Here is a 10,783-nt window from a genome sequence, read left to right as displayed (position 1 = left end):
CGGCGATTTCACCATTTCGGTACTGCGCGGATCAATCACGATAAGCTTAGCTCCCTGACGCAGACGGCGCTTCATTTGCGAGGCAAACACCGGATGCGCAGCAGCGGGATTAGCGCCGATGATCATGATCACATCCGACTTCATCACCGAATCAAAGGTTTGGGTTCCGGCCGATTCGCCCAGCGTTTGCTTTAGGCCGTAACCGGTCGGCGAATGGCAGACGCGGGCGCAGGTATCGACGTTGTTGTTGCCGAAACCGGCGCGGATCAGTTTCTGCACCACATAGACTTCTTCATTGGTGCAGCGTGACGAGGTGATGCCGCCGATGGAGTCGCGGCCATGCTTCGCCTGAATGCCAGTAAACTTTTTCGCCGCGAAATTGAACGCCTCGTCCCACGACACTTCCTGCCATGGATCGGTGATGTTCTCGCGGATCATCGGGTTGAGGATGCGCTCCTTGTGGTTGGCATAGCCCCAGGCGAAGCGGCCCTTGACGCAGGAATGGCCGCGATTGGCCTTGCCGTCCTTGTACGGCACCATGCGCACCACTTCCTCGCCGCGCATTTCCGCCTTGAAGGTGCAGCCGACGCCGCAATAGGCGCAGGTAGTAACGACGGAATGTTCGGGCTGGCCGATCTCGATCACCGCCTTCTCGGTCAGGGTCGCGGTCGGGCAGGCCTGCACGCAGGCGCCGCAGGACACGCATTCCGAGCCGAGGAAGGATTCATTCATGCCGGGCGACACCCGGCTCTCGAAGCCGCGGCCGGAAATCGTCAGCGCGAAGGTGCCCTGCACTTCCTCGCAGGCGCGCACGCAGCGCGAGCAGACGATGCATTTCGACGGATCATAGGTGAAGTACGGATTGCTCTCGTCCTTCGCCATCCAGTGGTCGTTCTCGCAGCTTTCGGGCGAGTGATCGTGCGAATGGCCGTTCTTGGTCTTGGCGAAGACGTGGTTCTCGCCGTCATAGCCATAGCGCACGTCGCGCAGGCCGACCGCGCCGGCCATGTCCTGCAATTCGCAGTCGCCATTGGCGGCGCAGGTCAGGCAGTCCAGCGGATGGTCGGAGATGTACAGCTCCATCACGCCCTTGCGCAGCTTCTTCAGCCGTTCGTTCTGGGTGTGAACGACGAGGCCTTCCATCGCCGGCGTGGTGCAGGACGCCGGCGTGCCGGCGCGGCCCTCGATCTCGACCAGACAGAGCCGGCAGGAGCCGAACGCATCGACCATGTCGGTGGCGCACAGCTTTGGAATTTGCGTGCCCATCTCCATGGCGGCGCGCATGATCGAGGTGCCCTCGGGCACCGAAATGCTCTGACCGTCGATGGTCAGCGTGACCATCTTTTCGGACTTCGAGCGCGGCGTACCAAAATCGATTTCTTGAACGAGCGACATCTGTGGCTCCTCTATTCTGCGGCTTGCAGGCGGGCCGGCGTCGGCCCGAAATCTTCACGGAAATATTTCAGCGCGCTCATCACCGGATACGGCGTGAAGCCGCCCAGCGCGCACAGCGACCCGAACTTCATGGTGTTACCGAGGTCTTCCAGCACGGCGATGTTCTCGGCCACGCGGTCACCCGCTCGGATCTTGTCGATGGTCTCGACGCCGCGCGTCGAGCCGATCCGGCACGGCGTGCACTTGCCGCAGGATTCGATCGCGCAGAATTCCATCGCAAAGCGCGCCTGCTTCGACATGTCGACGCTATCGTCGAACACCACGATGCCGCCATGGCCGATCAGCCCGTCGCGCTTGGCGAAGGCCTCATAGTCGAACGGCGTGTCGAACATTTCGCGCGGGAAATAGGCGCCCAACGGACCGCCGACCTGCACCGCGCGCACCGGCCGGCCGGTAAACGTGCCGCCGCCGACATCGTCGATCAATTCGCCGAGCGTGATGCCGAACGCGACTTCGAACAACCCGCCGAACTTGATGTTGCCGGCGAGCTGGATCGGCATCGTGCCGCGCGAGCGGCCCATGCCGAAATCCGCATAGGCCTGGGCGCCGTCATTGAGGATGAAGGGGATCGCCGCGAACGACAGCACATTGTTGATCACCGTCGGCTTGCCGAACAGGCCCTTGTGCGCCGGCAGCGGCGGCTTGGCCCGGACGATGCCGCGACGGCCTTCCAGACTCTCCAGCAGCGAGGTCTCCTCGCCGCAGACATAGGCGCCGGCGCCGACGCGGACCTCGATGTCGAAATCATACGCCGAGCCGCGGATGCCGGCGCCGAGGTAGCCGGCGCGCCGCGCCGCCTTGATGCCCTCTTCGATCGCGATGATGGCATGCGGATATTCCGAGCGGATGTAGACATAGCCCTTGGTGGCGCCGACGGTGATGCCGGCGATGGTCATGCCCTCGATCACCACGAAGGGATCGCCTTCCATGATCATGCGATCGGCAAAGGTGCCGCTGTCGCCCTCATCGGCGTTGCAGACGATGAATTTGCGGTCGGCGGCGGTGTCGGCGACGGTCTTCCACTTGATGCCGGTCGGGAAGCCGGCGCCGCCGCGGCCGCGCAGGCCGGAGGCGGTGACATCGGCGAGGATGCCGGCGGAGCCCAATGTCAGCGCGCGCTCGAGGCCCTTGTAGCCGTCATGGGCGCGGTAATCCTCGACCGAGCGGGGATCGACCACGCCACAGCGCGCAAAGGTCAGGCGGGTCTGCCGCTTCAGCCAGGGAATCTCGTCGGCGACACCGAGCCGCAGCGCATGGGCGCTGTCGCCGGTCATCGCGTCGAGCACCGAGGCGACGTCGTCCTCGGTCACCGGGCCGAAGGCGACGCGGCCTTCCGGCGCGGCGAACTCGACCATCGGCTCCAGCCAGTACAGGCCGCGCGACCCGGTTCGCACGATCTCGATTTCGATCTGGCGCGCAGTCGCAGCGGCGGCAAAGGCCGCGGTGACTTCATCGGCGCCGACGGCGACCGCTCCGGCATCGAGGGGAATGAAAATCTTGATCATCGCTGTGCCTCCGCAACCAGCGCGTCGAGGCGCTTCTCATCGAGACGGCCAACCAGCCGGCCATCCAGCATCGCCGACGGCGCGGTGGCGCACAGTCCGAGGCAATAGATCGGCTCCAGCGTCACCAGCTGGTCAGGTGTGGTCTTGCCGAGCTTGATCCCCAGCGCGGCTTCCGCGCGCGCCGCCAGCGCATCGCCGCCGGCGGCCTGGCAGGCCTCGGCGCGGCACAATTTCAGCACATGCTTGCCGGCCGGCTCATGGCGGTAATCATGGTAGAAGGTAAACACGCCATGAACTTCGGCACGCGACAGGTTGCGCGCCTCGGCGATCATCGGGATCGCCGGCTCCGGGACATAGCCGAAGGCCTCCTGCAGCGCATGCAGCACGACCAGCGTGCCACCCTCGACATCGGCAAGGCCGGCGATGATTTCCGCGCCGCGGACGGCGTCCCAGGGTTCATAGGCTGCGTGCATCGGATACTCGATCGACCTCATGACAGGAGAGCCGATCAGAATTGGAATCGATCCAAAGATCAATAAAGCAGTCTCATGCTGCGATACGGAAACCGTATCGAGCGAATGGTGAAAGCGATCGATTTGATGGGGTTAGCCGGAGTGCGGCGCAACAATTTCAACCGCCGGCACCGCGGCCGTCATGGCGAGTTCGGAACCGGCCTTTTTCGGCCGATCCTTAGATATGAAAGATAGGGCTCGTGTCCCGGACGCGGTGCGGCATTCTCAGGCGATGCCCTTGCATCGCCGCCATGCCGCTCCGCGGAGCCGGGACCGCATCAGGCGACGGCGTTTCTAGCGGTCCCGGCTCAGCGGCGCATGACGCCTCCCGCGGAGGCGCATTGCGCCGCGTCCGGGACAAGTGCCCTTTCTTCCTAGGAGCGTTTGCGACGAGGCAATCCAGTCTTGCTTCGCTTGTGCCATTCTGGATTGCCGCGTCGCTTCCGCCTTCGCTCTTTGAGCTACGGCGGACAAGTCGCTCCTCGCAAGGACGGCGAACGGGCGGCGCCGCCGCTCACACCTCCAGCGACGGCGCCACTTCGCGGGCGATCTGCACCAGGGTTGCCACCAGCGGCGTCATCGGGTCGCGCGCCGGCACTACCAGGCCGACGCCATAGGTGACCACGGGATCGACGATCGGGATCATCCGCACCGAATTGTTCGAGGTCAGGCCCAGCGTCTCCGCCAGCTTGGCGGGCATCACGCTGGCCCAGCGCCCGGTCTTGACGTGGGTGTAGAGCACGATGATCGAATTAGAGGTCAGCATCGGCATCGCCTCGGCGCCGACCGATTTCAGCGCGCGATCGATGATACGGCGATTCTGCATGTCGGGCGTCAGCAGGCACAGTGGCACCTGACCGACTTCCTTCCAGGTGACCTGATCGCGGTCGCCGAACAGCCCCTCGGGCGAGGTCAGCAACCGGTAGCTCTCCTTGTAGAGCGGGATCGAGCGGACCTTTCCGAGCGGCTCGTTCTCGATATAGGTGAGGCCGGCATCGACTTCGAGGTTTTCAAGCAAGCCGAGGACGGCAGCGGACGTACACGACACCACGCGAAAGCGGACGTCGGGATGGCGGGCGCGGAATGGCGTGGTCAGCGCCGCCACCATACCAAGCACGGTCGGAATCGCGGCGATGCGGATCTCGCCGGACAGGCTGTCCTTGAGGCCGTTGATCTCCTGCTTCATGGCGCGGGTATCGCCGACGATGCGGCGCGCCCAGTCCAGCGCGCGCTCTCCCTCCGGCGTGAAGCCCTGGAAGCGCGATCCGCGCTGCACCAGCATCACGCCCAGCATGTCCTCGAGCTGCTTCAGGCTGGTGGACATCGTGGGCTGGGTCACACCACAGGCTTCGGCGGCACGGCCGAAGTGCCGCTCCTTGGCGAGCGACAGCAGCAGTTCAAGTTTATCGATCAAGACACGCCTCGCTTGGACCACATCGTCGTAACGGCGGCGCGACGCGATCATCGCGCGTATGGTGTTGGCCGCCCTGCGCGAGCATATGTCGCGGATGCGCGAAGCTGCAACCACGAGGGTGATCCGGGGGCACCAACGCCATGCCCGACCGCGGGCAAGATGAAAACGCTTCACCTACGAGTGAGCCGCGGCAAACGGCCACGGCTCGGGAGGTGGACAGGGAGCCGCGCAAAAGGCTCAGATCACACGCAGGATCGGTTCGCGCTCACGACACGTCGCCGCGCGACAGACAATCAACCCAGGCGGCTGATCTGCTCTTCGGTGACAACGCGCTCGACGTTCTCGGTCTTGCTCTTGATGCGGTAGCGCGGACGGCCATCAGCTTCGATGGGCAGGCAGGAAGTGATGGTGTAGACGCTGCGTTCCTTGACCATCGAGCGACCCTGCGGTCCCTGCAGCTGGTGATGGACGTCGTCGTTGATTGCGTAGTTATGCGCCATTATTCATACTCTCCACGATGAGCGGCTTTTAGCCACAACCGTGCTGCAAAGCAAGAAATCTGTAGCAATTTCGGCCAGATAGCACGTCAGGCCTGATATGCAACGACTACCTGCCAGCGCTATCTATAGTACCGATGCCCGCATTTCGCGTCGCCGCTGCCGGTCCCGAGGGCACTAATTCACGGCGAATCCAGTCAATTCGGCGATTTTCGCACTGACTCGGCTGCATCGCCGAATTTTACCAGCCCTGTTAGCCATAGCGACAGGAGCTGCGATCAGGGCGGTTCAGCACCACGAATCGCGGCCCAAAAACCGAAAAACCACCGGCAGGGCATTGCCGGTGGTTTCGGAGGTTTACATTAGAGTTCGCGTGTCTCCTTGAAGACAGGGCCGTCAAAGGATTTGCCGGCTGCGCCATCGCACGATACATGAGTCTGATGGCTGATTACAATAGCTGATTTAGTCAGCTTAAATCAGATCGCCATGGACTCGGCCTGGCGCGGGATCGACAAATGCCCCGGCGCGAGGCCGGCGCGCTGCCGTTCAACCATGGCGTGAAATACCGCCTCCAGATGCCGGGTGAAGGCCCGGGTGTTAAACGCCGGCTTGGCCGAGCGATCAGCCAGTCGCCGCCGGAGCCTCCCCAGCCGCTCCGGATCGGTCGCCAGCGCGACCGCCTCGCGCTCATAGGCCGCGATGGTCGTCGTCACCAGTTCAGGCAGATCGAGATTGTACAGCAGGCTGGCGGCGACGCGGCCGGCGAAGGTTTCGCCCTGACAGGTCAGTAGCGGCAGGCCGGCCCACAGCGCGTCGCTGGCGGTGGTGTGGGCGTTGTAGGGCAGCGTGTCGAGAAACAGGTCGGCGCAGCGATGCCGCGCCAGATGCTCCGGCACCGGCAGTCGCGCCGCGAACACCAGGCGAACCGGATCGACGCCGCGGGCCGCGGCCTCGCGCCGCAGATTGGCCACCGCCTCGGCGCTGTCTTCCAGCAGCCACAGCACGCTGCCCTCGACAGCCGCCAGGATCCGCATCCAGCTATCGAACATCTCGGGCGTGATCTTGTAGGCATTGTTGAAGCAGCAGAACACAAAGCCCTGCTCCGGCAGCCCGCCTTGCGCGCGGCTCGGCGTGGCCGTGGCGATGACCTTGCGATCATCATTGGCCTGATAGAAATCCGGCAACCAGGCCACTTTCTCCGAATAGAAGGCGCGACGCGACTCCGGCAGCACGTGGCGGTCGGCGATGATGTAATCCATGTAGCTGGCGCCCAGCGTGCCGGGGAAGCCGAGATAATTGACCTGCAACGGCGCCGCGCGGCGCGCGAACACGCCGGTGCGGTGTTCGCCGAAATAACCGTTGAGATTGACCAGCACGTCGATGCGGCGGGCGCGGATCGCGGCAATCGCGGCGGGGTCGCTAAGTCCGGCGATGTCAACGATGTCATGCACGGCGGCGCGAATACGCCGTCGCGTATCGCTGCCGTCATCAAAGCCGTTGTCGAAGGCGGTGATCTCGAATTGCGATGTGTCGTGCTGCTCCAGCACGCCGACCAGTAGCAGCGACGTCGCCTGCTGGCGGAACTCGCCGGCGAGATAGCCGATCCGGATCTTGCCGGCGGCGATCGGCGTGGCGGCTACGGCCGGCGCGGCGATCGCCGGATAGCGCGCGGCGTTATAGAGCACGGCGCAGCGCTGCAGGCTGCGTTCCGTGGTGGCGATGCCCTGCCAGCCGAACGGCTCGGCGGACAGACGACCGGCGGCCAGATCGTTCTCGATCGCGGCGATCAACGCGGCCGTGCCCTGCCAGTCGCAGGCCAGCATCTTCTGGTGCAGCAGGCTGCCTTTCAGCAGCGGCAGATCGGGATTGAGCTGGATGGCGCGGCCGAAGGCCGGCACCGCCTCGGCGGGACGGCGCATCCGCGAGAGAATGAAGCCACGGCCGAACCAGGCTTCGGCGAGATCGGGCGCCAGCGCCAGCGCCGCATCGCAGGCGGCCAGCGCCTCGTCATGGCGCCGAAGTTCGGCCAGCGACTTGGCCTTGTTGAACAGCGCGCCGGCATAGCGCGGATTGAGCGCCAGCGCGCGGTCGAAATCGGCCATCGCCGCGGCGTAGTCGCGCAACTCATTATGGACGGTGCCGCGATTGTTCCAGCTTTCGGCGTGAGCAGGATTGATCGCCAGTGCCTGCGAAAAACGCTGCAGCGCCTCATCCGGCCGACCCAGCGCCTTCAGCACCAGCCCGTAATTATAGAAGGTCGCGTCGGATTTGGTGTCGAGCCGCAACGCCGCCTTGAGATGCGGTTCGGCCTCCGAATGTTGCTGGCGCGACAACAGGATGATGGCCAGCAGGTTCAGCGCGCCGATGTTTTTCGGATCCTTGCGCAGGATTTTCCGGAAGTCGCGCTCGGCGACATCGAGCCGGCCCTGCTGAAACGCGGCAAAGGCGCCCTGGAAGAGTTCTGCTGCGGACGCCATGGGACTGGATTTCGGCTTGCGAGGTTGCGGTTTGGAGGAAAGCCAAGGTGCCGTCGGTATAGCTGCCCGACCTCGCGACGTCGAGAACCCCGCGGGCAACGCGTCCGCAAATGCAAAAACCCCCGGCAGTTGCCTGCCGGAGATTTTCGTTTCAGAGACAGATCGTCAGACGATCAGGATCAGAAGGAGCGCAGGATCTGAACCGAACCGTTGTAGAAACTCTGGTTCGACATCGTGTAGGTCGCTGCAGTGCCTTGACCCGCGATCACAGCGCCGTTCGAGGTGTAGACGCCATTCTGGTTCTGATACAGCTTAGTATAGATAAACTCAGCCGACAGTGTCAGATCCTTGACCGGAGTCCATGCGGTCTTCGTTCCAACCTGGACAAACGAGATATCGAAATTGCCAGTATTGGTACCGTTGAACGAGCCTGTCGAAACCGAGCCTGTCGGCACGGTGGCGGTCAGTGTAGTCTGGGGGATCACAGTGCTGTTGATGAAGCCCGCACCGGGAACCGTTGAGTTTGCAACGGCACGCAGAGCGGCGTTGGCGCCGGCACCGTAGGTGATGGCGCTATACGATGCGAACACCGACGTACGCCAGGCAGGATTCCAGTAATGTTCATAGAATGCGCTGACGTCCCACGCATTGCTCAGCTGGATACCCGTGGCAGTGGCACCACCGCCAGCGCCCAACCCGCTGTAAACGCCGTCCAGCACATATCCAAATCCCATGGTGCCATTGCCACCGAGCTTGGCGAAGCGGCCTGCGCCCGTACTGTCGAACGTACCGCCGAACACATATTTCGCCGCACCATGTCCGAAGGTAGATTCCAGCTTGAAGCTATCTCCCACGCCCGTCGGCAGATTCTTTAGCTCGATGGCGCCGGTCACGGCATAGCCCCATGTGTCATCGGGATGGCCATTGGGCTGGTTCGGGGTGCCCGGGTTACCCGACGCGCCCGAAATCGCCGTATTTGGGTACCAGGTACCATGAACCTGATGTGCCGCTGCGCCGAAGTGCATGGAACCCCAGGCTTGATCGAGACGGACGTTACCAACGATATCCGGAATCTGGTCGCCGCCCGCGGCGTTACCGATAAAGGAGTTCGCGGCATAGGGCGACAGGTTGTTGATGACAGTGGCGCCACCGACATTGGCACCGAACGGTCCAAGGAAACCGGTCGAGGCATTGACAACACCAGCCGTGCGGTAGGGCTGCGAGTCTTCAACGGAGATGGTGGCGGAAATTCCATTACCGAAAGAGGCCGTGTAAGCCAACTGCGGAATACCGGTGGCATTGTTCGAGCCGGCCAGGAAGCCCGACGTGATGTAGGGCTTGGACAGCGCCCACTGCGGATCGAACTGCGACACCGCCTTACCGAAGGTGAACCCGGCGAACTGGATGAATGCGAAATCGACCTCGGCAATCGCGCCGCCGGCGATATTGGAGACGCCCTGGGTGAAGTCGAACTGCAAGTTCGAATAGGTGCGGACCACGCCGTATTCAGTGGCGGTGCGTGTATCGAGGGTGGCGTTCACGCGCTCGCGCGTGGCGAAGTTGTTTTTATTGTAGGAGTTCGCACCGCCGGCGCCGCCCTGCCAATAAGGAGCATCGTAGATGGCGCCGTTGAAGGTGGTATCCAGGCGGATCGCGCCGCCGATCTTGATGCACGTGTCGGTACCCGGGATGTAGTTGAAGCCGGCGCCGTACAGCGAGCAGATCCTCACATATTCGACTGCTTTGGCCTTGACCGGAAGGTCGGCGGCCTGAGCTCCGCTCAGTGCGATCAGACCCGCGGTCGAGCCGAGAACAAGGCTCTTAATCATCGTCATGTTAGCCTCCAAGTTGTTTCTGAAGGGAAGGTTCGGATCCGTGGGCTGACAACCCGAAGATTAGTTCCCTAGTCCCCAAACTAACCGCCAAGTACTTCGCGCTTTTCGGAAACACCCGCATTACGCGAGGCACTCAAGCGAACTACTTCACGGGACGATCACGGGTTGCCCCATCGCCGTGATCGACAATGCCTTTGTAATTTCTAGAAGCAAAATACTTTATCAGATCATGTAATTTTATCGCGACGCGGTGTGCTTTCTTGGCAACAGCGACAAATTGGCGGTTGCCCTATCCAATCACTTGATCCAATTATGTATTTTGCAAATCTCCGGGATATCGAAATGGCCGAACGACCAACCCCTTCCAGACGCGCGGGAGAGGGCAAGGACGCTGACAGACCGCCGGCCAAACAGGTCGGCGGCAAGAATCAGGAGATCATTCGTCAATTCGTCTGGGACATCGCCTCGATCAACGTTCACCTGGAGGAAATCCGTCAGTTCTGGGCCCGGGAGCTCGGCATCAGCGGTCCGCAATGGATGATCCTGATGGCGATCGGCGACCTCGACGGCGGCAAGGGTGTCGCGGTCAAGGACGTCTCGGCGATGCTGCATGTCGATCCGTCCTTCGTCACCACCCAGTCCAAGATGCTGGAGAAGAACGGTTTCATGCGACGGGTTCCGTCGAGCGAGGACGCCAGGGTGGTGCTGATGTCGCTGTCCGACAAGGCCCGCAAGCAGATCGCGACGCTGACGTCGCGGCGCGAGGGGCTGAGCCAGTTCGTGTTTGCCGAATTCGACGACCGCGCGCTGCGCGACATCACCGACCAGCTCGCGGCGCTGAAAAAGCGGCTCGAGAAGGCAACGCTGATGCTGGCGGTGGATGGCTAGAGCAAGAAGCCCCAAAAATGAATAGGTGTCCCATCCCCCGTCATTGCGAGGTCGGCACCAGCCTTTTTTCGCCGATCCTGAGATATGAAAGATAGCGCTCGTGTCCCGGACGCGGTGCGGCATTCTCAGGCGATGCCCTTGCATCGCCGCCATGCCGCTCCGCGGAGCCGGGACCGCATCAGGCGACGGCGTTTCTGGCG

The 10,783-nt window shown here is 62.9% G+C and carries 8 protein-coding genes; 1 reads left to right on the top strand and 7 read right to left on the bottom strand.

Annotation, left to right across the window (positions count from 1 at the left end; genetic code table 11):
* The 7 genes from Q0S16_RS20960 to Q0S16_RS20930 all read right to left on the bottom strand — a co-directional run.
* On the bottom strand, positions 1 to 1,395 hold a 1,395-nt coding region (locus Q0S16_RS20960), incomplete at its 3' end, for a molybdopterin-dependent oxidoreductase (protein ID WP_295852526.1).
* A gap of 11 nt (positions 1,396 to 1,406) precedes the next feature.
* Complete coding sequence (locus tag Q0S16_RS20955; protein WP_295852523.1) at positions 1,407 to 2,960, bottom strand: NADH-quinone oxidoreductase subunit NuoF; 1,554 nt, start codon at positions 2,958 to 2,960, stop codon at positions 1,407 to 1,409.
* Positions 2,957 to 3,433, bottom strand: coding sequence for a formate dehydrogenase subunit gamma (locus Q0S16_RS20950; protein ID WP_295852521.1), 477 nt, complete (start codon positions 3,431 to 3,433; stop codon positions 2,957 to 2,959). The genes Q0S16_RS20955 and Q0S16_RS20950 overlap by 4 nt, the downstream gene beginning before the upstream one ends.
* A gap of 553 nt (positions 3,434 to 3,986) precedes the next feature.
* Positions 3,987 to 4,886, bottom strand: a complete 900-nt coding sequence (locus Q0S16_RS20945) for a LysR family transcriptional regulator (RefSeq protein ID WP_295852518.1) — start codon at positions 4,884 to 4,886, stop codon at positions 3,987 to 3,989.
* Between the two features lie 293 nt (positions 4,887 to 5,179).
* Positions 5,180 to 5,386, bottom strand: a complete 207-nt coding sequence (locus tag Q0S16_RS20940; protein ID WP_143575526.1) for a hypothetical protein — start codon at positions 5,384 to 5,386, stop codon at positions 5,180 to 5,182.
* A gap of 473 nt (positions 5,387 to 5,859) precedes the next feature.
* Positions 5,860 to 7,860 (bottom strand): tetratricopeptide repeat protein, encoded by a 2,001-nt coding sequence (locus Q0S16_RS20935; protein ID WP_295852515.1) that lies wholly within the window; start codon positions 7,858 to 7,860, stop codon positions 5,860 to 5,862.
* A 179-nt stretch (positions 7,861 to 8,039) separates the two neighbouring features.
* Complete coding sequence (locus tag Q0S16_RS20930) at positions 8,040 to 9,695, bottom strand: porin (protein ID WP_295852512.1); 1,656 nt, start codon at positions 9,693 to 9,695, stop codon at positions 8,040 to 8,042.
* A 342-nt stretch (positions 9,696 to 10,037) separates the two neighbouring features.
* Here Q0S16_RS20930 and Q0S16_RS20925 point away from each other — a divergent pair, with 342 nt between their 5' ends.
* Positions 10,038 to 10,583 carry a MarR family winged helix-turn-helix transcriptional regulator gene (locus Q0S16_RS20925; RefSeq protein WP_295852509.1) on the top strand — a complete coding sequence of 182 codons (546 nt, stop codon included), beginning with the start codon at positions 10,038 to 10,040 and terminating at the stop codon, positions 10,581 to 10,583.
* Positions 10,584 to 10,783 lie beyond the last annotated feature (200 nt).

This window comes from Tardiphaga sp. (genome assembly GCF_025356345.1).
Taxonomy (GTDB): domain Bacteria; phylum Pseudomonadota; class Alphaproteobacteria; order Rhizobiales; family Xanthobacteraceae; genus Tardiphaga.
This window is presented reverse-complemented; position numbering and strand designations above follow the sequence as displayed.

What these genes read in the sequence shown, in the direction of transcription:
- Q0S16_RS20955 (WP_295852523.1), bottom strand. Translation starts at nt 2,960, where the DNA reads ATGATCAAGATTTTCATTCCCCTCGATGCCGGAGCGGTCGCCGTCGGC.
- Q0S16_RS20950 (WP_295852521.1), bottom strand. Translation starts at nt 3,433, where the DNA reads ATGCACGCAGCCTATGAACCCTGGGACGCCGTCCGCGGCGCGGAAATC.
- Q0S16_RS20940 (WP_143575526.1), bottom strand. Translation starts at nt 5,386, where the DNA reads ATGGCGCATAACTACGCAATCAACGACGACGTCCATCACCAGCTGCAG.
- Q0S16_RS20935 (WP_295852515.1), bottom strand. Translation starts at nt 7,860, where the DNA reads ATGGCGTCCGCAGCAGAACTCTTCCAGGGCGCCTTTGCCGCGTTTCAG.
- Q0S16_RS20930 (WP_295852512.1), bottom strand. Translation starts at nt 9,695, where the DNA reads ATGACGATGATTAAGAGCCTTGTTCTCGGCTCGACCGCGGGTCTGATC.
- Q0S16_RS20925 (WP_295852509.1), top strand. Translation starts at nt 10,038, where the DNA reads ATGGCCGAACGACCAACCCCTTCCAGACGCGCGGGAGAGGGCAAGGAC.